The sequence below is a fragment of the Mycolicibacterium sp. 624 genome (assembly GCF_040548615.1).
Classification (GTDB): Bacteria; Actinomycetota; Actinomycetes; order Mycobacteriales; family Mycobacteriaceae; genus Mycobacterium.
Genome location: NZ_JBEPRZ010000007.1, coordinates 345,770 through 370,632 on the forward strand (window position 1 = coordinate 345,770; position 24,863 = coordinate 370,632).

Below are 24,863 nucleotides of genomic sequence, written 5' to 3' on the forward strand. Positions count from 1 at the left end.
ACGGTTTCCATCGCGATGACCGATGTCGACGGGGCGGGGCCCGCCGTCGAGGAGACGGACGCAGAGCTGACTGCGCGGTTCGAGCGGGACGCCATACCGCTGCTCGACCAGCTGTACGGCGGCGCTCTGCGGATGACACGCAATCCCGCGGATGCCGAGGATCTGCTGCAGGAGACCATGGTCAAGGCGTACGCCGGCTTCCGGTCGTTCCGCGCGGGCACCAACCTCAAGGCCTGGCTGTACCGGATCCTGACCAACACCTACATCAACAGCTACCGCAAGAAGCAGCGTCAGCCCGCGGAGTACCCGACTGACGAGATCACCGACTGGCAGCTGGCGGCCAACGCCGAGCACACGTCGACGGGCTTGCGGTCTGCCGAGGTGGAGGCTCTCGAGTCGCTACCAGACACGGAGATAAAGGCTGCCCTGCAGGCCCTTCCGGAGGATTTCCGGATGGCGGTCTACTACGCCGACGTCGAGGGCTTCCCGTATAAGGAGATCGCAGAGATCATGGACACCCCGATCGGAACGGTCATGTCCCGGCTTCATCGTGGTCGCAAGCAGCTTCGTGAGCTGCTCGCCGATGTCGCACGAGATCGCGGGTTCCTGCGCGGAGAACGGCTCGACACAGCGACTGAGGAGGTGTCGTCGTGAGCGAGGATTTCAATCGCCCAGAGGATCAGACCTTCCGACCGCCGGTTGGACCCGTGGATCCCGAGCACCCGGAGTGCGCATCGGTGATCGCCGAGGTCTGGACGCTGCTGGACGGTGAGTGCACCGCCGAGACGCGCGACAAACTGCGCCATCATCTCGAGGAATGCCCGGCCTGCCTGCGCCACTACGGCGTGGAGGAGCGGGTCAAGACACTGATCGCCAACAAGTGCAGTGGTGAGAGGGCGCCGGAGGGCTTACGTCAACGGCTGCGCATCGAGATCAGCCGCACCACGATCATTCGAGGTTAGGGATCATTCGAGGTTAGGCGCCAGGGCAAGCCCTGGCGCCCGGCCATCAAGCGTTGGGACGCTTGCCGTGGTTGGCCTTCGAATGCTTACGGTCACGCTTCTTGCGGCCTCGCTTGGCCATGATGGTCCTCCATTGACTGAGTTTGGTTACTGACATTGTGTCATGGCACCGGTAGTGCATTACAAACCCGGTGTTGTGGTTCGATGGACCCCCAGGCAGTGCGTAGTCCCCGGACACGCCCCAGACGAGCGGAGTGAAGATGGCCGAGGACGTTCGCGCGGAGATCGTGGCCAGTGTGCTTGAGGTCGTGGTGAGCGAGGGCGATCAGATCGGCGAGGGAGACACCCTGGTGCTCCTGGAGTCCATGAAAATGGAGATTCCGGTGCTCGCCGAGGTCGCGGGCACGGTGACGTCGGTCAGCGTGTCGGTGGGCGACGTCATCCAGGCCGGCGACCTCATCGCCGTGATCGGCTAGGCGGCGCCGGCTCCGCCGTCGCGAAGGGCGCAGCGTGTCCACTCTCGGTGACCTGCTCGCCGAACACACAGTCCTGCCCGGCAACGCCGTCGATCACCTCCACGCTGTGGTGAGCGAGTGGCAACTCCTGGCCGACCTGTCCTTCGCCGACTATCTGATGTGGGTGCGCCGCGATGACGGCGTGCTGGTGTGCGTGGCTCAGGTGCGGCCCAACACGGCGCCCACCGTGCTGCTCGCCGACGCCGTGGGCACGGAGAGCGATGCCGACGTCATGCCCGTCGTCGCGGCAGCCTTCAGATCCGGTCACATCGGTCGCGAGAGCGATGTCACACAAGGGGTTTCGCACGACGGCAGCTGGCTCAACGTGGAGGCCGTACCGGTCCAGCACGGTAACCAGGTGGTCGCCGTCCTCACCCACCAAACGGCCTTGGCCGACCGCCGCAAGGCCAGCCCGCTGGAACGGGCCTACCAGGACTGCGCGCGCAACCTGCTGCACATGCTGTCGGAGGGCACCTTCCCCAATGTGGGAGACCTGGCGACGTCGCGGTCCAGCCCGCGCGTCGGCGACGGATTCATCCGCCTCGACGTGAACGGCAACGTCGCCTTCGCCAGCCCCAACGCGATCTCGGCGTACCACCGGATGGGCCTGGCGGCCGAACTCGAGGCGCACAACCTCGTCGCCGTGACGCGACCGCTGATCGGTGACCCGTTCGAGGCGCAGGAACTGGCCGACCACGTGCGGGACTCGCTGGACGGCGGCTCGAGCATGCGGATGGAGGTCGACGCAGGCGGCGCCACAGTGCTGTTTCGGACGCTGCCACTCGTGGTGCACGGTTCGGCGGCAGGCGCTGCGGTGCTGATTCGAGACGTCACCGAGGTGAAGCGGCGCGACCGCGCCCTGCTGTCCAAGGACGCCACCATCCGTGAGATCCATCACCGCGTGAAGAACAACCTGCAGACCGTTGCGGCCCTGTTGCGGCTGCAGGCGAGACGCACGAACAACGCCGAGGGGCGTGAGGCCCTGATCGAGTCGGTCCGTCGCGTGTCGTCGATCGCGCTGGTGCACGACGCCCTGTCCATGTCGGTGGACGAGGAGGTCAACCTGGACCAGGTGGTGGACCGGATCGTGCCGATCATGAACGACGTCGCGACCGTTGACACCCCGATCCGGATCGTGCGGGAGGGGGATCTCGGCGTGCTCGACGCCGATCGGGCCACCGCGATGGTCATGGTGATCACCGAGCTGGTGCAGAACGCGATTGAACACGCCTATGACTCGAACACTGGCGAGGGATCCGTGACGATTCGGGCGGAACGGTCGGCCCGGTGGCTCGATGTCGTGGTGCACGACGACGGGCGCGGTTTACCGGACGGTTTCAGCCTGGAGAAGTCCGACCGACTGGGGTTGCAGATAGTCCGGACGCTGGTGTCCGCCGAACTCGACGGCTCGCTGGGTATGCACCAGGCTCCCGATGGTGGAACGGACGTCGTGTTGCGCGTGCCGATCGGCCGAAGGACAAGACTTCAACAATAGGAATTGCGTGAATTCGAACACATTCCACACAGACTTACGGCCCCGGTTTTCACCGGGGCCGTAAGTCTGTGTGTCGTCTGTGTATGCGTTTTAGACGCTGGTGCGGGTCTTCGTCCGCGCATTGCGCCGCTTGAGTGCGCGGCGCTCGTCCTCGCTCATGGCGCCCCAAACGCCGGCGTCCTGGCCGGAGTCCAATGCCCAGGTCAGGCACTCGGTCGTCACTGGGCAGCGGTTGCAGACGAGCTTCGCGTCGGCGATCTGTGCGAGTGCCGGGCCGCTGTTCCCCACGGGGAAGAACAGTTCCGGATCCTCGTCACGACAGACCGCATTATGCCGCCAATCCATGCTCTAACTCCTTACCGTGTGCGCGGCAAAGCGCACTAGATTTGTTGTTCGGCTGTTAACTCGTGCAACTGAATGTTTCTGCACTGTTGCAATCGATCGTTTCACAGGCTGAACAGATGTCAATAGAGGCGCGTTAACACGTGGTCAATGTCACTGCGACCCCGGGTTACCGGGACCATCACTCCGTTGTACTACACTCACACTCAGGTACGCCCTGAATCGGTTCCTTTGAGAGTGAATCCGCAGGTCATGGGCTTTTCGCCGGGGGAGCGACGACGGCCAACGCATCCGGCACCGACACGAATCGCATCCTTTCGCGCAGTCCGACGTAATCACCGTCGATCTGACATGCCGCAGGAGTGTCGGCCGTCACCTCGATCCACGGCAGGTCGTCGTCACGCACCAGATGCGGTGCCTCGATGCGCGGCTTGCGGGACACCATTCGTCCGACCAGGCGCAGATTGGACCAGATGTTCATGCTGGTCGTCGCGAACACCCCGAGGCCGGTCTCAAAGGTCGTCGTGGGATTCGTCCACACCGGCCGGGTGTTCGCATACGTCCACGGGCTGGAGTTGGACACGAATGCGAAGTGCACGCCCGTCACGGGAGCACGGTCCGGCAGGTGCAGCGTCAGGGTGGGGTGCTTGCGGGCACTGGTGAAGAACTCGCGGATCGCGACGCGGATGTAGCGCGCAGCGGTCACCTTGCGCCCCTTCTCGCGCTGCGCCTCCACGGCGGCCACAACGTCGCCGTCCACGCCCATGCCTGCGGTGAACACCGCCCACCGCTCACCGCAGTCCATCAGCCCGATCCGCCGCCACGGGGCACCGCTGCGTCGCGCCGTGAGGAGGTCGACGAGCTGATTGGTCGCCTCGATGGGGTCGGGGCTGATGCCAAGGGCGCGGGCGAAGACGTTGGCTGAGCCACCGGGCACGATTCCGACGGCGGGCCCGGGGGCGGCCGGGTCAGGCCAGGGGCCGCCACACTCGCCGAGCAGGCCGTTGACGACCTCGTTCACCGTGCCGTCGCCGCCGTGCACGATCACGACGTCGAAGCGGTCACGGGCCGCCTGTTGGGCAATCTCGACGGCATGGCCGCGGTGATCGGTGTGGGCGACGGTCAGGGTGACCCTGCTCTCCAGCGCGTGAGCCAGCAGATCGCGCCCGGCAGGCGTTGTCGAAGTCGCATTCGGATTGACGATCAAGACGGCGCGCACGGGGTCTGAGCCTATCCAAGTGGCGCCGATGAAGCCCTCTACGCTGGCCACCGTGATTGTTCCCTCCCCGACAACGGTGCGTCAGGCTGCTGCGATTGTGACGCTCGAGGGCGTTGCCGCGATGGTGATAGCGGTGGTCGAAGCGGTGGGGTACTTCCGCGGATCGGGCTCGATCGCGGGGTTCAACCCGCTGGGTACCGCGGGCTGGTTCGTCATCATGGGTTCGGCCGTGCTCGCGGCAGGGTGGGCCCTGTGGACGGGGCGCCGCTGGGGTCGCGGAATCGCGGTGTTCGCCCAGCTGCTGCTGTTGCCGGTCGCGTGGTACATGGGCGTCGGGTCGGGGCAGTGGGTGCTGGCGGTGCCCGTCGCGCTCGCCGCCGTGCTCACCCTTGGGCTGTTGTTCAGCCCGTCGGCGTTGGAGTGGCTGGGTCAGGATTCGGCGAGTGCCGACAACTCCGGGCCCGACACGCGATAGGTGATCCACTCGCTCTGCTGCTTGCCGCCGACGGCGTCGTACAGCGCAATGGCGTTGACGTTCCAGTCGAGCACCGCCCACTCCAGTCGGGTGTATCCCGCCGAGGCGCATTCGCGGGCCAGTGTCGCCAGCAGTCCGCGCGCCACGCCGTGGCGCCGGAACTCCGGGCTCACGAAAAGGTCCTCCAGGTAGATGCCCGCTACACCATCCCAAGTGGAGAACGTGCGGTACCACAGCGCGCATCCGGCGGGGGCGCCGTCGACCTCGGCGATGTGCGCCGACGCGCTCGGTTGGTCGCCGAACAACGCTGCGGTGAGCTGAGTTTCGGTCACGGTGCACTGGTCGGCGGACTTCTCGAACGCGGCCAGCGCGTGGATCATCGAGAACAGCTCGCTCTCGTCCCCTGGCCGTGCCGGCCGGATGGTTAGTGCCATCTCTCGACTCCCAACGCCGTCAATATGGTCTTGAACTTCGTGATGGTCTCGGCGACCTCGTCGTCGGGATCGGACTCGGCGACGATGCCCCCGCCGGCACGCGCGATGGCCGTGCCCCGGTCGGCCGACAGTTCGGCACACCGGATCGACACCACCCACTTGCCGTCACCGCCCGCATCGCACCAACCTACCGCCCCGGCGTAGAAACCCCGATCGCCCTCCAGCTGGTTGATCAACGCCGCCGCGGCAGTCGAGGGCACCCCGCCGACGGCGGGTGTCGGGTGCAGGGCGAGCGCGAGATCCAATGCGGTGAAGGACTTCTCGCGGATCCGCCCGCTGATCGGTGTGCTCAGGTGCCACACCGCCGACGTGCTGCTGAGCTCGGGCCGCGGTGCGATGCGCAGGTCGACACACAGTGGTTCCAGCGCCTCACGCATCTGGTCGACGACGAGTTGGTGCTCGTGCAGGTTCTTCGCCGATGCCGCCAGCGCGGCACCGTTGGCGGCATCGGTCGTGGGGTCGGGGGAGCGCGGCGCCGATCCCGCGAACGGTCGGCACGTGACTACCTCGCCGCGCCGGGCCACCAGCAGTTCCGGACTGGCGCCGATCAGCGCCGTACCCGCGAACGCCGCACCGGCGGCGGTCAGATCGACGAGATACGCACTGGCAGTGTGGTCTCGGGCCAGTCGTCGCAGTAGGACACCAACGTCGATGGGTGCGTCGGCCTCGAGTGCAAGCGCCCGCGCCAACACCACCTTGTGCAGTTCGTCGGCGGGATCGGCGAGGCGGCGCAACGCCTCGGCGATTCGGGCCCGGTGCACATCGGGAGACGGACGCTGCCCGGTGATTCGGATATTGGGGAGGTCGCCGTGAGACTCGTCGGGCAGCGCTGTCGTGAACCGCACCGACTCAGGTCGCATCAGGGCCGCGGGATGGTTCAGGTCGAACGGCAAGGCGCCCAACACGATCGGAGTATCACCGGAGGCCAGCGCGGCCCTGGCGTCGGCGAGTCGCGGGTACGGGGAGTGCACACCGTCGGCGATGACAGCGCCGTCGGGGCCCGCGAGCACGAACGACGGCTCACCCATCACGCGGGCAGACACGGGTTGGTGTGACCGGTCAGGCCGAGTGCGCTGATCTGGCGGATGCCGTGCTCATGCCCACACACCGCGATCGATGCGGGCACCATTGAGACCCGGATGCCTTGGGGCACTGGTAGTTCCACCCATCTGGCCAGCATGGCGCGGGAGAAGTGGCCGTGGCCGACGAAGATGACGTCACGGGACACCATGTGCTCGCGTGCCAGCCCGATGGCACGGTCGGCGCGCACGGTGATCTCCTCGACGCCCTCGCCCCCCGGGCAGCCGTGTGTCCACACCAGCCAATCGGGCACCTGCTCGCGGATCTGCGGTGTGGTCAGGCCCTCGTAGTCGCCGTAGTCCCACTCGGAGAGCAGCGGGGTGACCTCGTCGACCCTGAGGCCTGCGAGTTCGGCGGTGACCAGCGCGCGGTGGCGTGGGCTGCAGATCACCAGGGGATCGCGCAGGCGCAGATCGGCCAGGGCATCGGCGGCGAGCCTGGCCTGATCGCGGCCGACGTCAGTCAGCTCCAGGTCGGTGCGTCCGGTGTGGCGGCCCGAGAGGGACCATTCGGTCTCGCCATGACGCAGTAGCAGCAGGCGATGCCGATCAACAGTCACACCCGCGATTGTGCCGCACGCCCGTCCCGGGGGTTTGCGTGCTTGGATGGACGACGTGACTCGGGTACTTGCAGTCGCCAATCAAAAGGGTGGGGTTGCCAAGACAACGACGGTGGCGTCGTTGGGTGCGGCAATGGTCCAGAGTGGTCGACGGGTGTTGCTCGTCGACCTCGACCCGCAGGGCTGTCTGACGTTCTCGCTGGGCCAGGACCCCGACAAGCTCGCCGTGTCGATCCACGAGGTGCTGCTCGGGGAGGTGGAGCCCGGCGCGGCCCTGGTGCCGACGGCCGAGGGTATGACGCTGCTACCCGCCAATATCGACCTGGCCGGCGCCGAGGCCATGCTGCTCATGCGCGCCGGACGCGAGTACGCGCTCAAACGGGCCCTGGCCAAGATCGCGTCCGACTTCGACGTGGTGATCATCGACTGCCCGCCGTCGCTGGGCGTGCTCACGCTCAACGGGTTGACCGCCGCCGATGACGTCATCGTTCCGCTGCAGTGCGAGACGTTGGCGCACCGGGGTGTCGGGCAGTTCCTGCGGACCGTCGACGACGTCCAGCAGATCACCAACGCCGACCTCAAGATGCTCGGTGCGCTGCCCACGCTGTACGACTCGCGCACCACCCACAGTCGTGATGTGCTGCTCGACGTCGCCGACCGCTACGGCCTCGTGGTGTTGAGTCCGCCGATCCCGCGCACGGTGCGGTTCGCCGAGGCCAGCGCCTCGGGCGCGTCGGTGCTGACGGGGCGGAAGAACAAGGGCTCCGATGCGTATCGGGAACTCGCCAACTCCCTGCTCAAGCACTGGAAGACGGGCAAGGCGTTGCCTGCATACACGCCGGAGGTGTAGCGGGCGCCGGTCAGCCGACCAGGGCCACCAGCGTGCCGCCGCGCTGTTCGAGCAGCGTCGCACCCGCGACGTCGGGCACCACGGGATCCTGCTGCGGTTGGCGGATGAGCTCGATGTGACGTTCGCCCTGCCCGGTCTGCGGGTCGAAAACGTCGTAGCCGCGGGTCACGGGCACCAGCAGCCTGCCCGCCATCATCGTCGCCGGGCCCACGGGAGCCTGTCCGTCGACGGCGTTGACGGTGAACTTGTACCGCAGGGCGTTGGCGTCGAACACCATCACGCTGTCACCGGTCCACCAGGTGATCAGGTCACCGGTGCGGGTGGTGGTGGCCTGCGGGGAGGCCGGCTTCGGCAGCAGCGTGCTCGCGATGGTCGTGCCGGTCTCGTCAATGACGTTGACCGTCGGCTTCGGCGTCGGCAGGTAGACGGCCGTCAGCGTCTCCGACACGGCGATCACCTGGGCGTTGGAGTCGACCGGGACACCGGGCAACGGCACGGTCTTCGTCTCGGGCTGATCTTCCTCGTCGGCGGGCCGCAACAGCGTCAGTCGCATGTCGGTCTCCCGGGGGCAGTCCTCGATCACCGATACGGCAGAGGAGCTGGCTGCCACCGAGGCCAGACGGCACAGGGGCTGGGCAGGCACGTTGGGCTTGATCCGGGCGTCGAGCTCGCCGTAGCTGATCATCCGGACCATGTCGGACCGCCACAGCTCAAGCCGGTTGTCGCCGGCCGACAGCACCGTGGTGCCGTCGGATGACAGTCTGACCTCGGGGTCGGCGTAGGCGGTGCGGGTGGCATCGCGGCGGCCGGTTTTACCGTTGATGGTGGTGACCTGACCGCAGCCGCGGTCGTCGGGGTAGACCGCCACCGCGTTCTGGTACACCGACGTCACACCGCACAGGTCGGCGCCACGGGAGTAACTCCACAGCACGTCTCCGGTGGCGGGGTCGCGCCCGTCCACCTGGCGTCCGTCACCGGTCACCACTGACCCGCCCGCCAGCACCGGCTGGGTTGTCCGTGGGCTGGCCGCAGTCCAAGCCTGCCGCAGGGTGGTCGGTACGTCGCGGGCTGACTTGAGCGCGGGCACCGCGGAGGCGGCCGGGCGGCTCTCGGTGGCCCGCGCGTCGCTGGTCCACCAGATCATTCCCGCGGCGATGGCGATCACCGCGGCAATCGCGACGGCCGCCAGCACGTCACCTCTCGTGCGTCGTTCCGGTTTGACCATCGGTCAGTGCGCGCTAGCCGGCGCTTGGCGCGGCGGCGTTGCTGCGACGGCGACGCCTGCGGCGGCCACTGCTGCGGCTGGCACCGGCTGCCGACTCGTCGGATGACTCGGCTGCGGGCGCGCCGTCACCGGAGGCCTCCGCCTGCTCGACGTGACCCGATGCGGTCTTGCCCGCGCGGGTGCGCTGACGGGTGCGGTCGCGGTTGCGTGCGGGCCTCTCGGCGGCCGCGTCGCGCTCGCGGGGCTCGCGCTTGGGCCTGTCGGTCGCGCGCGTCGCCTTGCCGATCGATCCGGTCGCGTCGGCGGGAATCTTCAGCTCGGTGTACAGGTGCTCCGAGCTGGAGTAGGTCTCGACGGGGTCGGGGTTGTTCAGGCCCAGTGCCTTGTCGATCATCGTCCAGCGGGGCAGCTCGTCCCAGTCGACCAGTGTGACCGCGATACCGGTCTTGCCTGCGCGCCCGGTGCGGCCGATGCGGTGCACGTAGGCCTGCTCGTCCTCGGGAATCTGGTAGTTGATGACGTGCGTGATGTCGTCGATGTCGATACCGCGGGCGGCGACGTCGGTGGCGACGAGTACGTCGACCTCACCGGTGCGGAACGACTTGAGTGCCTTCTCGCGGGCGCCCTGGCCGAGGTCACCGTGCACCGCGCCGACCTTGAACCCGCGCTCGGCGAGTTCGTCGGCGACCTTCTGGGCGGTGCGCTTGGTGCGGGTGAAGATCATGGTCGCGCCACGGCCGTCGGCCTGCAGGATGCGGCTGACCATCTCGACCTTGTCCAGCGCGTGGGCGCGGTAGGCGAACTGCTCGGTGCTGTCGTGGGTGGCCGCCGAGTGCGGCGCCTCGGCACGAATGTGCGTCGGCTGGTTCATGAAGGTGCGTGCCAGCGTGATGATCGGGTCGGGCATCGTCGCCGAGAACAGCATGGCCTGACGCTCGGCGGGGATCTGCTTGAGGATCCGCTCGATGTCGGGCAGGAAGCCCAGGTCCAGCATCTCGTCGGCCTCGTCGAGTACCAGCATGCTCAGCCCGCCGAGCTGCAGGTGGCCCTGTTGGGCCAGGTCGAGCAGGCGGCCGGGGGTGCCGATGACGACGTCGACGCCCCTCTGCAGGGCCTCGATCTGGGCCTCGTAGGGGCGCCCGCCGTAGATGGAGGTGACGGACAGCTTGCGGTCACCGGCGCGGAGGTACTTGGCGGCCCCGGCGATGTCCTCGTAGACCTGCAAACAGAGTTCACGGGTGGGAACGACGACCAGCGCTCGCGGGATGCCGCTCAGTTCGCGGTTGGTGTCGGTGGTGATGCGCTGGAGCATCGGCACACCGAACGCAAGGGTCTTGCCCATACCGGTGCGGGCCTGACCGATGAGGTCGTCGCCCGCGAGCGCCATGGGCATGGTGAGTTCCTGGATGGCAAAGGGGTGTTCCTTGCCGTCTTCGGCCAGGGCCCGGACAATCTCCTCGCGGACGCCGAGGTCGGCAAAGGATGCTTGGGATTCGGGTGTGGTGTCCGGCGTGGTTTCCGGTGTTTCTGGTGTGGTTTCAGTCATGGGTGTTCGACAGAGCCTTTCGGGGTCAAAACTCGTAAGTCCTCGCGGGGTGTTCACGCGCGCACGAGTTTCGACGAAGGAGCACCGGGGCCCTGGCCTGAGGGAGGCGGGCCAACTGCGTGCACGCACATTTCTTTGGTCGCGTCCCGCGCTTCGCAGGTCGCTTCCGCCTACATCATAGCTGGTCGCGTTCGCGATCCGTCCCGTCCGGCGCCGCCGTCTACAGTTGGCGCATGACTCCGACGCAGCCCGCGGCGACACCAGAGCAGGCGGCAGACTCCAATGATTCGGGTGTTTCGGCGCTGCATCCGGGCGTCACCGAACTCTTCGCGCTGCTCGCCTACGGCGAGGTGGCGGCGTTCTACCGGTTGACCGATGAGGCGCGGATGGCGCCGAATCTCGCGGGCCGCATCAACATGGCGAGCATGGCCGCCGCGGAGATGAACCACTACGAGGTGCTGCGCGACGCGCTGGAGCGCCGCGGTGTCGACGTGGTGCGCGAGATGACGAAATATGCACCGGCGCTTGAGAATTACCACCGATTGACCACTCCGAGCACGTGGCTCGAGGCGTTGGTCAAGACCTACATCGGCGATGCGCTCGCCGCTGACTTCTACCTCGAGATCGCCGACACGCTGCCCGCCGAGGTGTCTGACGTCGTGCGCTTGGTGCTCGCGGAGACCGGGCATTCGCAGTTCGTGGTCGCCGAGGTGAAGGCAGCGGTGACCGCCAGCGACAAGCAACGGCACCGGCTGGCGCTGTGGTCACGCCGTCTTCTCGGTGAGGCGATCACACAAGCGCAGTTCGTCCTCGCCGACCACGACGAACTGGTCGATCTCGTCGTGTCCAGTGGCGAGGGTCTCGGCCAAATGAGCGAGTTCTTCGATCGGTTGCAGAACACCCACAACACCCGGGTGCGCGAACTCGGCTTGGCGTGATCTCAACGCGCAGCGCGATCTCAACGCGCTGACAAAGCGCTACCTGGTGCAGGTGGCGATCATCGAGTTGTTGTTCTGCGCCGCGATCACCGCGCCAGCCCCGTCGGCGATCGAGCAGTTCAACTGGCCGGTGATGCTGGTCGCGGTCACCGAGCTCAGGGTGACGCCGGGATCGAGGATCACGGTCTTGTGCCACGGCAGCGCCACGTTGAGGTCGGTCTGCAACGCGCCCTGCTGGTCGGTGTAGATCACCGTGACCAAGTCGATCAGCGAGCGATTCCCGGTGACCGAGTAGGTCACGGCGTTGGGCACCGGCGCTGCGATGGCCGGAGCCGGAGCGGGTGCCGGTGTCGGTGCCAGGGTCGCCGAAGGTGTCGGTGCGACGGTGGTGATGGTCTCGAGCGGTAGCGAGGCGCTGGGCGCGGGGCGCGCGGTCGAGAACGAGGGCTCCGGGAGTCCGGTCGACGTCGCGGGCGCGCTGGTGGTGGCCGCAGGCGGATTGACCGTCGCTGACACTGCGCCGCTGTCGCCCCCACCGAGGATGACCACTGTGCAGATAACCGCGATGAGCAGGATGGCGCCGGCCACCCCGGCTACCCAGATCCACCGGCGGTCGATGGGCTCGTAGTACTCGTAGATCTCGGAATCGTCGTAACCGTCGTCATACGTGTCGCCATAGGCGTCGTCGTATGAGGCGCCGCGGCGATCGTCGTAGGCCGGGTCGGCGCCGGGCCCTGCGTAGCGGCTCTCGTCGATCAGCTGTGTGGTCTGCTCGGAACGGCCATATCGCGAGCTGTAGGACCCGTACGAGCCATACGACCCGTACGCGCTGTCACCTGAGCCGCCGGGCGAGCTGCCGTAGTCGCCATACCGCTGGTCGAGCTGCTGGGGCGTCGACCGTGAGGACGCGTGTGACGTGGAGCGTGACGCGGTGGTCGAACGGCGTGTGCGCGGTGGATATGACCTGCTCATGGCCCTTCCCGGGGTTGGCTCGTCCTGGTGGGATCGTTGCTTTGTCTGATGCTAACGAGACAGAAGTGACGCCTGAGGTTGACGCGCCTGCGCCGAGGTCACGGTCCGGACTCAGTTGGCTCGGGGTGCCGGACGGGCCGTGGGTCGGGCCCCGGATCAGCGGATGAGGGGGTGTTCGCGGAGCGCGAAGCCACCGGGGCGCCGAGGATCCCGTTCGTCCACTAGCCTTCTCGGCAGACAACGCATTCGAACGGAAGGGTTCAGCGGTGGAGGTAAAGATCGGTGTTGCCGACAGTGCGCGCGAGCTGGTATTCAGCAGCGCGCAGACACCCAGTGAGGTGGAGACGGCGATTACTGATGCGCTGGGCAAGGACTCCGGCGTGTTGAGCCTGACCGATGACAAGGGTCGGCGTTTTCTCGTCCAGACCTCGAAGATCAACTACGTCGAGATCGGTGTCGCGGACTCGCGCCGGGTCGGCTTTGGTGTCGGCGTCGTTGGCGCCGAGGCCGTCAAGGGCGAGTAGCGCTCAAGAGCGGGTGAGTGGCACGTGTGACAGTCCGCCCCAGGCGAACTGCACCGTGCCCTCGACCGCGGCGTTCTTGGAGATCGGCCGGTCGCTGTTGAGCCAGTAGCGGGCGCAGTCGACGCTGATTGAGACCAGTCCGACGGCGATCATCCTGGCGCGATGGGCCTCGAGGCCCGAATCGCTGCTGATCAAGTCGAATACCGCATCCGTGCAGGACTCAGTGGCCGTGCGGACCTGCGCGGCGACCTGCGGTTCGGTGACGTAATCGTTCTCGAAGATCAGCCGGTAGCCCTGACCGTCGTGCTCGATGAAGTCGAAGAACGCGCCAACCGCCGCGTGGAGGCGTTGGCGATTGTCGGTGGTGGTGCGCAGCGCCTGCCGCACGCCGGACACCAGGTTGTCGACGTGGCGCTGCAGCACCGCGAGGTACAGCTCGAGCTTCGACGAGAAGTGTTGGTAGAGAACCGGTTTGCTGACGCCGGCGCGATCGGCGATTTCGTCCATACCCGCGGCGTGATAGCCGCGGTCGACGAAGACCTCGCTGGCGGCGATGAGCAGCTGACCGCGACGTTCGTCGCGCGGCAGCCGGTTGCCGCGCCGATTACCGCTCGGGGGTCGGCTCGCACCGTCACCGTTGCCGGGTTGCGAGGATCTCCTCTCGGCGGTGTTGGCGAGATCGCTCATCACGTCCTCAATCTGCGGCCACTGGACGTGCCCGTGGTTGGTTTGGTTGGTCCATGATCGGTGGGCCCTAGACCTGCCCGATCATCGCTCCGACACTACTACCCCCGCGCGGACCATCGCGTGAACTACCACCGTGGCGCCACCGGGGTGGCGCGCCGAAGCCATCTGTCTCCTGGTCTGTGCCATTCTGGTTCGGTGACCTACGACCCGGGGCGTCGCGGGGGCGGTCGCGCCCCCGCCGTGCGCAACGAGTGGCGAGAGCCGCTGCGCGCCCAGCGCGACCCGGTCGCCGGCGACTCCGGACGCGTTCGCTCAAACCGCGACGAGCATCAGCAGCTGCGCAAGCAGACGTGGCTGGGCCGCTTCATCTCCACCTACGGCTGGCGTGCCTATGCACTGCCGGTTCTCGCGCTGCTGACCGTCGTGGTCCTCTACCAGACCATCACCGCTCCGCCGGCGGTCGAGAACGCGGAGGCGGAGGGCCCGCTGCAGGGGCCGCCGACATTCGACACGGCCAGCACCGCGATCGTCGGCGCACCGCCGAAGGGGCTGACCCAGTTCGACGCCAATCTGCCGACCGGCATCCTGCCCGACGGAGGGCCGTTCACCGAGGCCGGCGCCAAGACCTGGCATGTCGTGCCGGGTACCTCGCCTCGGGTGGGCGAGGGCACGACACGGGCCTTCACCTACACCGTCGAGGTCGAGGACGGTATCGACACGGCGTCGATCGGTGGCGACGAGGCGATCGCGCGAATGGTCAGCGAGACGTTGGCCAATCCCAAGAGTTGGACGCACAACCCGCAGTTCTCCTTCGAGCGGGTGGATGCGAGCCACCCGGGTGAGCCGGACTTCCGCGTCTCGCTGACCTCGCCAATCACCGTGCGGGAGGGCTGCGGGTACGACATTCCGCTGGAGGCGTCGTGCTACAACCCGGCCTACCTGCAGTCACAACCCCGCGTCTTCCTCAACGAGGCGCGGTGGGTGCGCGGCGCCGTGCCCTTCCAGGGTGACATCGGCTCCTACCGGCAGTACCTGATCAACCACGAGGTCGGCCACGCCATCGGATATCAGCAGCACGAACCCTGTGGTGCCGACGGCGGGCTGGCCCCGGTGATGATGCAGCAGACGTTCTCCACCAGCAACGATGACGGTGCCAAGTTCGACCCGGGCTCGGTCCCGGCTGACGGCAAGACGTGCCGTTTCAACCCGTGGCCCTATCCCATCGCCTGATCGACCCGATCCCCCGGGAAGGTCTGCCATGCGATTACCGTTGAAGGTCAATGCCTGGTGTGATGGTCATCAGGTTTGTGACTTCGATACAAGGAGTTTCCGGTGTCCACATCGCTGCCGCCGCTGGTGCAACCCGCGGCAGAGCTGACCCGCGAAGAGGTCGCGCGCTACAGCCGTCACCTGATCATTCCCGACCTCGGCGTGGACGGGCAGAAACGGCTGAAGAACGCTCGCGTCCTGGTGATCGGCGCCGGCGGCCTCGGGTCGCCCACCCTGCTGTACCTGGCCGCCGCCGGTGTCGGCACCATCGGCATCGTCGATTTCGACGTGGTCGACGAATCCAACCTGCAGCGCCAGATCATTCACGGCCAGTCCGATATCGGCCGGTCCAAGGCTCAGAGTGCCCGCGACTCCGTCAAGGAGATCAACCCGCTGGTCGAGGTGCGGCTGCACGAGGTCCGGCTGGAGCCGGAGAACGCCGTCGAACTGTTCTCCCAGTACGACCTGATCCTGGACGGCACCGACAACTTCGCGACGCGCTATCTGGTCAACGATGCCGCGGTACTGGCGGGCAAGCCGTATGTGTGGGGCTCGATCTACCGGTTCGAGGGCCAGGTCTCGGTGTTCTGGGAGGACGCCCCCGACGGACCCACCGGAGAGAAGCAGGGACTCAACTACCGCGACCTCTATCCCGAGCCGCCACCGCCGGGAATGGTGCCCTCGTGTGCCGAGGGCGGGGTGCTGGGCATCCTGTGCGCCTCGATCGCCTCGGTGATGGGCACCGAGGCCATCAAGCTGATCACCGGTATCGGCGAACCGCTGCTGGGCCGGTTGATGGTCTATGACGCGCTGGACATGACGTACCGCACGATCAACATCCGCAAGGATCCGGCGACGCCCAAGATCACCGAACTCATCGACTACGAGGCGTTCTGCGGGGTCGTCTCGGATGCGGCCGCCGAGGCCGCCTCCGACTCCACCATCACCCCGCGCGAGTTGCGCGATCTGATGGACTCGGGCAAGAAGGTGGCACTCATCGACGTGCGTGAGCGCGTCGAATGGGATATCAATCACATCGAGGGCGCCGAACTCATTCCGAAGTCGGCGATCGAGGCTGGCGAAGGCCTGGCTCGGCTGCCACACGATCGAGTCCCAGTCCTCTACTGCAAGACCGGCATCCGGTCGGCCGAGGCGCTAGCTGCCGTGAAGAAGGCCGGTTTCACCGATGCGCTGCACCTGCAGGGCGGAATCGTGGCATGGGCGCGGCAACTCGAACCCGACATGGTGATGTACTGACCGCGAGTTAGCCGGTCAACGGCCTAGGCTGACCCCTGTGACTGTCGACGGCCCGCCCGATCATGTGCTGACGGCGTTCGGCCTAACCGGGCTTCGGCCGGTCCCACTCGGTATGAGTTGGGAGGGAGGCTGGCGCTGCGGCGAGGTCGTGCTGTCCATGGTCGCCGAGCCCGCCCGCGCCGCATGGTCGGCCAAGGTCCGCGAAACCCTGTTCGTTGACGGCGTGCGGCTGGCGCGTCCGGTCCGCTCCACCGACGGCCGGTACGTCGTCGCCGGGTGGCGCGCCGACACATTCGTGACCGGCAGCCCCGAGCCCCGCCACGACGAGGTCGTCTCGGCCGCGGTGCGTCTGCACGAGGCGACGGCGAAACTCGAACGCCCACGGTTCCTGACCCAGCCGCCTGCGGTGCCGTGGACCGAGGTCGATGTGTTCATCGCCGCCGATCGCGCCGCATGGGAGGACCGTCCGCTGCACGCGCTGCCCCCCGGCGCGCAGGTGGCACCGGGATCGGCGGACGGGCAGCGGTCCGTCGAACTCATCAAGGCGCTCGCCGCGCTGCGCAAGCCCACCCGCGCGCCGAGCCAGCTCGTGCACGGGGACCTTTACGGCACGGTGCTCTTCGCCGGCACCGCAGCCCCCGGCATCACCGACATCACGCCGTACTGGCGGCCGGCGTCCTGGGCGGCCGGTGTCGTCGTGGTCGACGCGCTGGCCTGGGGTGAGGCCGACGACGGTCTGGTGGAGCGGTGGTCACCGCTACCGGAGTGGCCGCAGATGTTGTTGCGTGCATTGATGTTCCGACTCGCCGTTCATGCGCTGCACCCGCGTTCGACGGCGGCGGCGTTCCCGGGCCTCGCCCGCACCGCGGCACTCGTCCGATTGGTGTTGTAGACCGTCAGAACTCATGGCGGACGTCGCGCAACGGCACCCGGCCGTCGTGGGCGAGCACACCCTCGGCGCGCAGCAGCTCCAGCTGCCGGGTGCTCAGATGTGGCGCCGGTCTGCCCGACGCGGTGATGACCCGGTGCCACGGCAGGTCCGAGGAGTCGGTGCGCATGATCCACCCGACGATCCGCGGACTGGAAAGCCCTGCCGCGTCCGCGATGTCACCGTACGTCGACACCCGGCCCGCCGGGATCGACGCGACCAGCGCGCGGACCTGCTCGATCTGCTCGTCGGTGATCGCGGCCATATCAGCCCAGGTGCTCGCGGATCAGCGTCGCCGTCTCGGCTGGCAGTGCCAGCGGGACCATGTGGTCGCAATCCCATTCCAGCAGTGTGAAACCCGAGCCCACAGCCCCGTCCAGCGTGGCGATCAACTCGTCTCCTGCATATGGCGGTGCGGTGCGCTTCGCCCGGACGAGTGTCATCGGAGTGCCGTGCCGCGGCAGCATGGCCGGTCGGGTCAGCTCACTCCAGTAGGACAGCATCGCGGGCACGCTGAGGCGCCAGCCGACGCGTCCGTTCGGAAGGTCGATCAGATGCTCGTCGAGTTCGCGGTCGAGTTCTGTCGGCGCGACCTCACCCCATGAGCCGTCCACCTTCTCGGCGCGCGCCTCATCGCGGTCGGTGTAGTCGGGGGAGGCGTACATGTCATCGGCGATCTCGCGCATCCACCGGCCGTCCAGGCCAACGGCGGGGTCCAGCAGCACCAGGGCGCCGACCAGATCGGGTCGTGTGGCAGTGAGATTCAGCGCTATCGCCCCGCCGAAGGAGTGCCCGACCACCACCACCGGACCTGATGCCCGGGTCTCGAGCAGGGCGGCCAGCCCGGCGACGTTGGCGTCGATCGTCCACGGCGCATCCCATGACGAGCGGCCGTGGCCCAGCAGGTCGGGGGCCAGCACGCCGACGTCCGGTAGGTGCGTGTCGGCCAGGCTCTCCCAGCGCCGCCCGTGGCCTGTCAGGCCGTGGATGAGAAGCACCCGGACCTCGTCGGCGGGTCCGAAGTGGTAGGCGTGCAGGGGCGTGGTCACCCCTCGATGCTGCCAGCCTGCACCGAAGCGAGATTGTCGGACCCCCGTGGTGTCATTTCCTCGTGCACGCCTCCCACACCGCCCTGACGCCCGACGCGTTGGCCGATCCCGGTCTGCGCGGCACCGTGCGGATCCTCGGCGGCCCCGGCACCGGTAAGAGTTCGCTGCTGGTCGGCACGGCGGCGACACACATCGGTGCGGGCACCGAACCGGAAGGCGTTCTGCTGCTGACGGGTTCGGCCAGGCTCGGCGCCACCGCCCGCGCCGCGGTGACGGCCGCGCTGCTGGGCGGCGGCGGTCGAACGGCGGTGCGTGAGCCGCTCGTGCGTACCGTGCACTCCTACGCGTTCGCGGTGCTTCGGCTGGCGGCGCAGCGCAACGGCGATCCGCCGCCGCGGCTCATCACCAGCGCCGAGCAGGACGGCGTGATCCGAGAGATGTTGGCAGGCGATGTCGAGGACGGCGACTCGGCCTCCGTCGACTGGCCCGCGACATTGCGCCCCGCGCTGGGCACCCTGGGTTTCGCCACTGAACTGCGCGACCTGCTGTCACGGTGCACCGAGCGCGGTGTCGATCCCATTGCGCTGCAGCGTCTGGGCAGGCGGGCCGGCCGGCCCGAGTGGGTGGCCGCGGGTCAGTTCGCCCAGACCTACGAGCAGATCATGCTCTTGCGCTCGGCCGTCGGCATGGCGGCGCCGCAGGCCACGGTTCCGGCGCTCGGGGCGGCCGAACTGGTCGGTGCGGCTTTGGACGCCTTCGCGGCCGACGCTGAGCTGCTCGCCACCGAGCGGGGCAGGATCCGGCTGCTGCTCGTCGACGACGCGCAGCACCTCGACCCGCAGGCAGCCCTGCTGGTGCGCGTCCTGGCTGCGGGCGCCGAACTCACCGTCATCGCAGGCGATCCCAACCAGTCGGTGTTCGGCTACCGCGGCGCCGATCCCGCGCTGCTCGACGTCGGTGCCGATCCCGCCATCGTGCTCACCGAGTCGCATCGCTGCGCACCCGCGATCGCCCGGGCGGTGACGGGTATCGCCGCTCGCCTGCCCGGCGTTGACGAGGGCAGACAACTCACCGCAGCCGAGGACCGCAGCGGCTCGGTCGCGGTGCGTATCGCGGCGACCGCACACGCCGAGTCCGGCATCGTGGCCGATGCTCTCCGTCGCGCGCATCTGGTCGACGGCGTGCCGTGGTCACAGATGGCGGTGATCGTGCGATCGGTTCCGCGGGCGGGGGCAGCGCTGGCGCGGGCGCTGACCGCTGCCGGGGTACCCGTGGAACAGGTGACCACGTCCGTTCCGCTGTCTGAGCACCCGACGGTGGCCGCGCTCCTGACGGTGCTCGACACCGTCGCGGGCGGGCTCGACGGCGATGCGGCGCTGGCCCTGCTGACCGGCCCGATCGGCCGCGTCGACCCGGTGTCGCTGCGACAGCTGCGCCGTACGCTGCGCCGCGCCGACAACCACACGCCGCCCCGCGACTTCGGCGAGCTGCTGGTGGCCGCCCTCGACCAGCACGCTCCCGATCTGCCCGATCAACTCGCCCGTCCGGTACAGCGGGTGCGCGCAGTCCTGGCCGCGGCCAGGCGCAGTGACCGCGCGGGGCAGGATCCGCGGTTCGTGCTGTGGCAGGCCTGGCATCACTGTGGTCTGCAGCGCCGGTGGCTCACCGCGGTCGAACGCCGGACGGCCGCGGGCGCGCAGGCTGGCCGCGACCTTGACGTCGTCACGGCACTGTTCGACGTTGCCGAGCAGTACGTCACGCGCACCACGGGAGCCTCGGTCACCGGCCTCGTCGATCACGTCCGAGCGATGTCTCTGCCCGCCCCCGTCCGTGACGACGGCGGCTCGGGTGAAACGGTCGCGATGCTGAGCGCGCACTCGGCGCTGGGCCGCGAGTGGGAGTTCGTGGTCATCGCCGGACTGCAGGAGGGGCTGTGGCCCAACACCGTTCCACGCGGCGGGGTGCTCGGGACCCAACGGCTCGTCGACATCCTCGACGGTGTGCTCGATGCGGGCGAGGAGCGGCCCGCGACCCGGGTGTCGGCCACCGCGCCGCTGCTCGCCGAGGAACGCCGACTGCTGGTGGCCGCCCTGGGACGGGCCCGTAGCCACGTCCTGGTCACCGCGGTCGACAGCGACGAGGGCGATGAGGCGATGCTGCCGTCGTCGTTCTGCGACGAGCTCATCGCGCTGGCCACCGAACGCCCGGACGTCGACGCCGAACCGGTGCGCGCACCCCGGGTGCTGGCTCCCGCGGCGCTCATCGGCAGGCTACGTGCCGTGACGTGTGCACCGGCCGACGCCGTGGACGCGCATTCCCGTGCCTGTGCCGCAACGCAACTGGCTCGCCTCGCGGAGGCAGGCCTGCCGGGAGCGGGCCCCGCGCAGTGGCAGGCCGCCACCTCACTTTCGACCGACGCCCCGCTGTGGGACGGCGAGGACCACGTCGTGACGCTGTCACCGTCGACGCTGCAGACCCTCACCGACTGCCCATTACGCTGGCTGCTGGAACGACACGGTGGGCAGGACGGGCGCGACGTGCGGTCGGCGCTCGGGTCGGTTGTGCACGCCCTGGTTTCCGATACGACCAGGAGCGAGGACCAGATGCGCACCGAGTTGGAGACCCTGTGGTCGTCGCTGCCGTTCGAGGCGCAGTGGTACTCCGACAACGAACTCGGGCGGCACCGCGAGATGCTGTCGGCATTCACGCAGTGGCACGCCCGCACCCGCGGTGAGCTCACCGAGGTCGGCACCGAGGTCGACGTGGACGGTGTCATCGCCGATGCCGACGGGTCCGGGCCGGCGGTGCGGGTCCGTGGCCGCGTCGATCGGCTGGAACGCGACGCCGAGGACCGGCTCGTCGTCGTCGACGTCAAGACCGGCAAGTCCCCGGTCAGCAAGGACGATGCGCAACGTCACGCGCAGCTGGCGACCTATCAGCTGGCCATCGCGGAAGGCTTGCTCCCGGAAGGTGATCAGGCCGGCGGGGGACGCCTGGTCTACCTCGGCAAGATCGGAGCGTCGGGGCCCGCCGAGCGCGATCAGGATCCGATGTCCGATGATGGCCGAGCACAGTGGCAGGAGTCCGTGCAGGATGCCGCCGCTGCGACCAAGGGGCCGCACTTCGTCGCCCGCGTGAACGATGGCTGTGCGCACTGCCCGGCGCGGGCGATGTGTCCGGCCCGCGCCGCGGTGGAGGGCCGGGAGTGACGCCGCGCTTCAGCCCGTTCGAACTCGCCGACGCGCTGGGCATCTTCGCGCCCACCGAGGAGCAGGCGGCCGTCATCGCCGCACCGCCAGGGCCGCTCGTCGTGATCGCCGGTGCGGGCGCAGGCAAGACCGAGACCATGGCGGCGCGGGTCGTCTGGCTGGTGGCCAACGGCTACGCCACGCCGGGTGAGGTGCTCGGCCTGACCTTCACACGAAAGGCCGCCAGTCAGCTGCTGAGGCGGGTGCGGACTCGCCTGGCCCGGCTGGCGGGCGCGGGCCTGGTTCCCGGTGGGGCGGGCGCCGACGAGCACGCGACCGTGAGCACCTATCACGCCTTCGCCGGCACGCTGCTACGCGAGCACGGACTGCTGCTGCCGGTCGAGCCGAGTACCCGCCTGATCAGCGAAACTGAGCTGTGGCAGTTGGCGTTTCGGGTGGTGTGCGAGCATCCCGGTGAGCTGGAGACGGAGAAGTCGCCCGCGGCCATCACCGCGATGGTGCTGCGACTGTCGGGGCAGCTGGCCGAACACCTCGTCGACACCGCCCAGCTGCGCGACACCCACCTGGAGCTGGAACGGCTGGTGCACACCCTGCCTCCGGGTCCGCGGCAGCGCGACACCGGCCCCAACCAGTCGCTGCTCAAGATGCTGGCCACCCAGACCGAGCGCACCGATCTGATCCCGCTCATCGATGCGCTGCACGCGCGGATGCGCGCCGACAACGTCATGGACTTCGGCATGCAGATGGCCGCCGCGGCGCGCCTCGCGGCGGGGTTCCCCCAGGTCGGGACCGAACTGCGGGCGCGCTACCGGGTCGTGCTGCTCGACGAGTACCAGGACACCGGACACGCTCAACGCGTGGCGCTCTCGGCGCTGTTCGGTGGCGGTGTCGACGATCAGCTGGCGCTCACCTCGGTCGGCGATCCGATCCAGTCCATCTACGGCTGGCGTGGCGCCTCGGCCACGAACCTGCCGCGGTTCACCACCGACTTCCCGCGCTCCGACGGCACGCCCGCGCCCACGCTGGAGCTGCGCACCAGTTGGCGCAATCCGCCCGGCGCGCTGCACCTGGCCAACGCGGTCTCCGCCGAGGCTCGCCGGCGCTCGGTGTCGGTGCGTGAACTGCTGCCGCGGCCCGACGCACCCACGGGTGCCATTCGGTGCGCCCTGCACGCCGATGTGTCCGTCGAACGCGATTGGGTGGCAGACCAATTGGCGAGGGTCTACCACGATGCCAGGGAGACTGGCGACGCCGCGCCCACCGCGGCGGTGCTGGTGCGCCGCAACGCCGATGCCGTGCCCATGGCCGATGCGTTGACCGCGCGGGGCGTACCCGTCGAGGTGGTCGGTCTGGCCGGTCTGCTCGCCGTGCCCGAGGTGGCCGACGTGGTGGCGATGCTGCGACTGACCGCCGATCCCACCGCGGGCACCGCCGCGGTGCGGGTGCTGACCGGGCCGCGGTGGCGACTGGGTGCCGCAGACCTGGCTGCGCTGTGGCGGCGCGCGGTTGAACTCGACCGCGCCGACCATGGCGCCCAGATCGGGTCGGTGGAGCAGATCGTCGCGGAGGCCGCTCCCGACGCGGACCGGGCAAGCCTGGCAGACGCCATCAGCGACCCGGGTCGCGCCGAGCGCTACTCGGCCGAGGGGTTCCGGCGCATCGTCGCGCTCAGCCGCGAGCTGACGGTGCTGCGAGGGCAACTGCACCATCCGCTTCCCGATCTCATCGCCGAGGTCCGCCGGATTCTGGGAGTTGACGCGGAAGTTCGCGCCGTGCAGCCCATCTCGGCAGGGTGGACCGGCGCTGAGCACCTCGACGCGTTCGCGGACGTGGTGGCCGGATTCGGGGCGCGGTCCGCGACGACGGTCGCCGCACTGCTGGCCTACCTCGATGTCGCGATGGATGTGGAGAACGGTCTGGCGCCCGCGGATATCGTCGTCGCTCGGGACCGGGTGCAGATTCTCACGGTGCACGCCGCTAAGGGGCTGGAGTGGCAGTTCGTCGCCGTGCCGCATCTGAGCGCCCGGGTGTTCCCCTCGACGGCCCTGGCGAGGACCTGGCTGAGCGATGCCGGTGACCTTCCGCCACTGCTCAGAGGGGACCGTGCGACGCTGTCCGAGCACGGTGTGCCCGTCTTGGACACCACCGACGTCAACGATCGGAAGGCGTTGTCGGACACCATCACCAGTCACAAGCGCACCCTCGACCAGCGGCGCACAGACGAGGAGCGTCGCCTGCTCTACGTGGCGCTGACACGTGCCGAGGACACCCTGCTGCTGTCGGGTCACCACTGGGGTGCCACCGAGTCCAAGCCGCGGGGCCCGTCGGACTTCCTGCTCGAGATCAAGGACGTCATCGAGGCCGCAGACCGCGACGGCACCCCGTGCGGTGTCATCGAGCACTGGGAACCGCAGCCCGCCGATGGCGAGCCGAACCCGTTGCGCGACCAGGTCGTCGAACGGCAGTGGCCGGCCGGACCCGTCGGATCGGATGGGCTCGAGATCGGTGCGGACCTGGTCGACCGCGCCATATCGGGCGAACTCCCGGACGTCGCGCGCGAGGAGGCCGGGCACGTTGAGGACCTCGACGGGTGGGCGGCCGATGTCGACGCGCTGCTCGCCGAGCGTGAGAGAGCGGCGCATCGACCCCCGCCGGCGCTGCCCGCTCAACTCTCCGTCAGTGCGCTGGTGGACGTCGGACGTGATCAGGACGGGGCCCTGCGCCGACTGCAGCGTCGGGTACCGAGTCGGCCCGATCCACATGCCTTGCTGGGCACCGCGTTCCACGACTGGGTGCAGCGGTTCTTCCGCGCCGAGCGGTTGTTCGACCTCGAGGATCTGCCCGGCGCGGTGGACGGCGAACTGGGCCGCGCCGAGGCGGAGCAACTGGCCGAACTGCAGGCCGCGTTCACACTGTCGGCGTGGGCCGCACGCACACCGACGGACGTCGAGGTTCCCTTCGACATGGTGATCGGCGCGACGGTGGTGCGTGGCCGCATCGACGCGGTGTTCCTCGACGAGGACGGTGGCTTCACCGTGGTGGACTGGAAGACGGGTGACCCGCCTGGATCCGAGGAGGAGCTACGGCACAACGCCGTTCAGCTCGCTGTGTACCGACTCGCCTGGGCCGCCACGCACGGCGTGGCACCAGAGTCGGTGCGCGCGGCGTTCCACTACGTGCGCAGTGGCAGGACGGTGGAACCGGAGGCGCTGCCCGACGCCGACGAACTCGCCGCGCTGCTCGTCGTCCCCTAGCGTCCTGCCCTAGC

General features: G+C 68.6%; 25 protein-coding genes. 13 read left to right on the plus strand and 12 right to left on the minus strand.

Features of this window, described 5'->3' with window-relative positions; translation table 11 throughout:
• The first annotated feature begins 15 nt into the window (after window positions 1-15).
• Together ABIA65_RS26455 and rsrA are read left to right on the plus strand one after the other, a co-directional pair.
• Window positions 16-654 (plus strand): sigma-70 family RNA polymerase sigma factor, encoded by a 639-nt coding sequence (locus ABIA65_RS26455; RefSeq protein ID WP_241405785.1) that lies wholly within the window; start codon window positions 16-18, stop codon window positions 652-654.
• On the plus strand, window positions 651-962 hold the full coding sequence (rsrA, locus tag ABIA65_RS26460; protein ID WP_241400393.1) for a mycothiol system anti-sigma-R factor: 312 nt from the start codon (window positions 651-653) through the stop codon (window positions 960-962). Before ABIA65_RS26455 ends, rsrA begins: the two co-directional genes overlap by 4 nt.
• Before the next feature lie 46 nt (window positions 963-1,008).
• Here the strand turns inward: rsrA and ABIA65_RS33530 are convergent, their stop codons facing one another.
• Window positions 1,009-1,083 carry a 50S ribosomal protein bL37 gene (locus tag ABIA65_RS33530; RefSeq protein WP_011728008.1) on the minus strand — a complete coding sequence of 25 codons (75 nt, stop codon included), beginning with the start codon at window positions 1,081-1,083 and terminating at the stop codon, window positions 1,009-1,011.
• A gap of 139 nt (window positions 1,084-1,222) precedes the next feature.
• On the opposite strand from ABIA65_RS33530, the gene ABIA65_RS26465 reads away from it, so the two are divergent.
• Window positions 1,223-1,438 carry a biotin/lipoyl-binding carrier protein gene (locus ABIA65_RS26465; protein WP_241400392.1) on the plus strand — a complete coding sequence of 72 codons (216 nt, stop codon included), beginning with the start codon at window positions 1,223-1,225 and terminating at the stop codon, window positions 1,436-1,438.
• A 34-nt stretch (window positions 1,439-1,472) separates the two neighbouring features.
• Window positions 1,473-2,972, plus strand: a complete 1,500-nt coding sequence (locus ABIA65_RS26470; protein ID WP_241400391.1) for a two-component system sensor histidine kinase PdtaS — start codon at window positions 1,473-1,475, stop codon at window positions 2,970-2,972.
• A gap of 90 nt (window positions 2,973-3,062) precedes the next feature.
• Here ABIA65_RS26470 and ABIA65_RS26475 read toward each other — a convergent pair whose 3' ends face one another.
• Entirely contained in the window at window positions 3,063-3,317 is a 255-nt protein-coding gene (locus tag ABIA65_RS26475; protein ID WP_241400390.1) for a WhiB family transcriptional regulator, read from the minus strand.
• Window positions 3,318-3,564: 247 nt separating this feature from the next.
• Window positions 3,565-4,533, minus strand: coding sequence for a diacylglycerol/lipid kinase family protein (locus ABIA65_RS26480; RefSeq protein WP_241400389.1), 969 nt, complete (start codon window positions 4,531-4,533; stop codon window positions 3,565-3,567).
• Window positions 4,534-4,585: 52 nt separating this feature from the next.
• On the opposite strand from ABIA65_RS26480, the gene ABIA65_RS26485 reads away from it, so the two are divergent.
• Complete coding sequence (locus ABIA65_RS26485) at window positions 4,586-5,008, plus strand: hypothetical protein (RefSeq protein WP_241400388.1); 423 nt, start codon at window positions 4,586-4,588, stop codon at window positions 5,006-5,008.
• Here the strand turns inward: ABIA65_RS26485 and ABIA65_RS26490 are convergent.
• The 3 genes from ABIA65_RS26490 to ABIA65_RS26500 are packed head-to-tail and all read right to left on the minus strand — an operon-like array spanning window position 4,963 to window position 7,141.
• Window positions 4,963-5,442 carry a GNAT family N-acetyltransferase gene (locus ABIA65_RS26490; RefSeq protein ID WP_354525395.1) on the minus strand — a complete coding sequence of 160 codons (480 nt, stop codon included), beginning with the start codon at window positions 5,440-5,442 and terminating at the stop codon, window positions 4,963-4,965. The two genes, ABIA65_RS26485 and ABIA65_RS26490, sit on opposite strands and share 46 nt — an antisense overlap.
• A complete protein-coding gene (locus tag ABIA65_RS26495) occupies window positions 5,433-6,533 on the minus strand; it encodes an isochorismate synthase (protein WP_354525432.1) in 1,101 nt (366 codons plus the stop codon). Before ABIA65_RS26495 ends, ABIA65_RS26490 begins: the two co-directional genes overlap by 10 nt.
• Window positions 6,530-7,141, minus strand: a complete 612-nt coding sequence (locus ABIA65_RS26500) for an acid phosphatase (protein ID WP_354525396.1) — start codon at window positions 7,139-7,141, stop codon at window positions 6,530-6,532. Before ABIA65_RS26500 ends, ABIA65_RS26495 begins: the two co-directional genes overlap by 4 nt.
• 46 nt (window positions 7,142-7,187) lie before the next feature.
• On the opposite strand from ABIA65_RS26500, the gene ABIA65_RS26505 reads away from it, so the two are divergent.
• On the plus strand, window positions 7,188-7,991 hold the full coding sequence (locus tag ABIA65_RS26505) for a ParA family protein (protein WP_354525397.1): 804 nt from the start codon (window positions 7,188-7,190) through the stop codon (window positions 7,989-7,991).
• Between the two features lie 10 nt (window positions 7,992-8,001).
• On the opposite strand, the gene ABIA65_RS26510 is transcribed toward ABIA65_RS26505, so the two are convergent.
• Together ABIA65_RS26510 and ABIA65_RS26515 are read right to left on the minus strand one after the other, a co-directional pair.
• A complete protein-coding gene (locus ABIA65_RS26510) occupies window positions 8,002-9,216 on the minus strand; it encodes an Rv3212 family protein (protein WP_241400384.1) in 1,215 nt (404 codons plus the stop codon).
• A 13-nt stretch (window positions 9,217-9,229) separates the two neighbouring features.
• Window positions 9,230-10,762 carry a DEAD/DEAH box helicase gene (locus tag ABIA65_RS26515; protein WP_241400383.1) on the minus strand — a complete coding sequence of 511 codons (1,533 nt, stop codon included), beginning with the start codon at window positions 10,760-10,762 and terminating at the stop codon, window positions 9,230-9,232.
• A 233-nt stretch (window positions 10,763-10,995) separates the two neighbouring features.
• Here ABIA65_RS26515 and ABIA65_RS26520 point away from each other — a divergent pair, with 233 nt between their 5' ends.
• Entirely contained in the window at window positions 10,996-11,700 is a 705-nt protein-coding gene (locus ABIA65_RS26520; protein ID WP_241400382.1) for a ferritin-like fold-containing protein, read from the plus strand.
• A 39-nt stretch (window positions 11,701-11,739) separates the two neighbouring features.
• Here the strand turns inward: ABIA65_RS26520 and ABIA65_RS26525 are convergent, their stop codons facing one another.
• On the minus strand, window positions 11,740-12,672 hold the full coding sequence (locus ABIA65_RS26525) for a hypothetical protein (protein WP_354525398.1): 933 nt from the start codon (window positions 12,670-12,672) through the stop codon (window positions 11,740-11,742).
• A gap of 266 nt (window positions 12,673-12,938) precedes the next feature.
• Between ABIA65_RS26525 and ABIA65_RS26530 the strand changes: the two genes are divergently transcribed.
• Window positions 12,939-13,196, plus strand: a complete 258-nt coding sequence (locus ABIA65_RS26530) for a DUF3107 domain-containing protein (RefSeq protein WP_241400380.1) — start codon at window positions 12,939-12,941, stop codon at window positions 13,194-13,196.
• Window positions 13,197-13,199: 3 nt separating this feature from the next.
• Here ABIA65_RS26530 and fasR read toward each other — a convergent pair whose 3' ends face one another.
• The gene (gene fasR / locus ABIA65_RS26535) at window positions 13,200-13,883 is read right to left on the minus strand and encodes an HTH-type transcriptional activator FasR (RefSeq protein WP_241400379.1); all 684 of its coding nucleotides are present in this window, start codon (window positions 13,881-13,883) and stop codon (window positions 13,200-13,202) included.
• Window positions 13,884-14,078: 195 nt separating this feature from the next.
• Between fasR and ABIA65_RS26540 the strand changes: the two genes are divergently transcribed.
• From ABIA65_RS26540 to ABIA65_RS26550, 3 genes are all read left to right on the plus strand, one after another.
• On the plus strand, window positions 14,079-15,113 hold the full coding sequence (locus ABIA65_RS26540; RefSeq protein WP_241400378.1) for a DUF3152 domain-containing protein: 1,035 nt from the start codon (window positions 14,079-14,081) through the stop codon (window positions 15,111-15,113).
• A gap of 114 nt (window positions 15,114-15,227) precedes the next feature.
• Window positions 15,228-16,409, plus strand: a complete 1,182-nt coding sequence (gene moeZ / locus ABIA65_RS26545) for an adenylyltransferase/sulfurtransferase MoeZ (protein WP_241405783.1) — start codon at window positions 15,228-15,230, stop codon at window positions 16,407-16,409.
• 37 nt (window positions 16,410-16,446) lie between these two features.
• Window positions 16,447-17,301, plus strand: coding sequence for a TIGR02569 family protein (locus ABIA65_RS26550; protein ID WP_241400377.1), 855 nt, complete (start codon window positions 16,447-16,449; stop codon window positions 17,299-17,301).
• 4 nt (window positions 17,302-17,305) lie between these two features.
• Here the strand turns inward: ABIA65_RS26550 and ABIA65_RS26555 are convergent, their stop codons facing one another.
• On the minus strand, window positions 17,306-17,602 hold the full coding sequence (locus ABIA65_RS26555) for an MGMT family protein (protein WP_241400376.1): 297 nt from the start codon (window positions 17,600-17,602) through the stop codon (window positions 17,306-17,308).
• A 1-nt stretch (window position 17,603) separates the two neighbouring features.
• A complete protein-coding gene (locus ABIA65_RS26560) occupies window positions 17,604-18,386 on the minus strand; it encodes an alpha/beta fold hydrolase (RefSeq protein WP_354525399.1) in 783 nt (260 codons plus the stop codon).
• 62 nt (window positions 18,387-18,448) lie between these two features.
• On the opposite strand from ABIA65_RS26560, the gene ABIA65_RS26565 reads away from it, so the two are divergent.
• Together ABIA65_RS26565 and ABIA65_RS26570 are read left to right on the plus strand one after the other, a co-directional pair.
• On the plus strand, window positions 18,449-21,595 hold the full coding sequence (locus tag ABIA65_RS26565; protein ID WP_354525400.1) for a PD-(D/E)XK nuclease family protein: 3,147 nt from the start codon (window positions 18,449-18,451) through the stop codon (window positions 21,593-21,595).
• Window positions 21,592-24,849 carry an ATP-dependent helicase gene (locus ABIA65_RS26570; protein ID WP_354525401.1) on the plus strand — a complete coding sequence of 1,086 codons (3,258 nt, stop codon included), beginning with the start codon at window positions 21,592-21,594 and terminating at the stop codon, window positions 24,847-24,849. Before ABIA65_RS26565 ends, ABIA65_RS26570 begins: the two co-directional genes overlap by 4 nt.
• Window positions 24,850-24,863 lie beyond the last annotated feature (14 nt).

Coding starts and splice junctions, on each gene's coding strand:
- ABIA65_RS26465 (WP_241400392.1), top strand. CDS start 1,223: ATGGCCGAGGACGTTCGCGCGGAGATCGTGGCCAGTGTGCTTGAGGTC.
- ABIA65_RS26525 (WP_354525398.1), bottom strand. CDS start 12,672: ATGAGCAGGTCATATCCACCGCGCACACGCCGTTCGACCACCGCGTCA.
- ABIA65_RS26490 (WP_354525395.1), bottom strand. CDS start 5,442: ATGGCACTAACCATCCGGCCGGCACGGCCAGGGGACGAGAGCGAGCTG.
- ABIA65_RS26510 (WP_241400384.1), bottom strand. CDS start 9,216: ATGGTCAAACCGGAACGACGCACGAGAGGTGACGTGCTGGCGGCCGTC.
- ABIA65_RS26455 (WP_241405785.1), top strand. CDS start 16: ATGACCGATGTCGACGGGGCGGGGCCCGCCGTCGAGGAGACGGACGCA.
- ABIA65_RS26520 (WP_241400382.1), top strand. CDS start 10,996: ATGACTCCGACGCAGCCCGCGGCGACACCAGAGCAGGCGGCAGACTCC.
- ABIA65_RS26505 (WP_354525397.1), top strand. CDS start 7,188: ATGGACGACGTGACTCGGGTACTTGCAGTCGCCAATCAAAAGGGTGGG.
- fasR (WP_241400379.1), bottom strand. CDS start 13,883: ATGAGCGATCTCGCCAACACCGCCGAGAGGAGATCCTCGCAACCCGGC.
- ABIA65_RS26475 (WP_241400390.1), bottom strand. CDS start 3,317: ATGGATTGGCGGCATAATGCGGTCTGTCGTGACGAGGATCCGGAACTG.
- ABIA65_RS26515 (WP_241400383.1), bottom strand. CDS start 10,762: ATGACTGAAACCACACCAGAAACACCGGAAACCACGCCGGACACCACA.
- ABIA65_RS26555 (WP_241400376.1), bottom strand. CDS start 17,602: ATGGCCGCGATCACCGACGAGCAGATCGAGCAGGTCCGCGCGCTGGTC.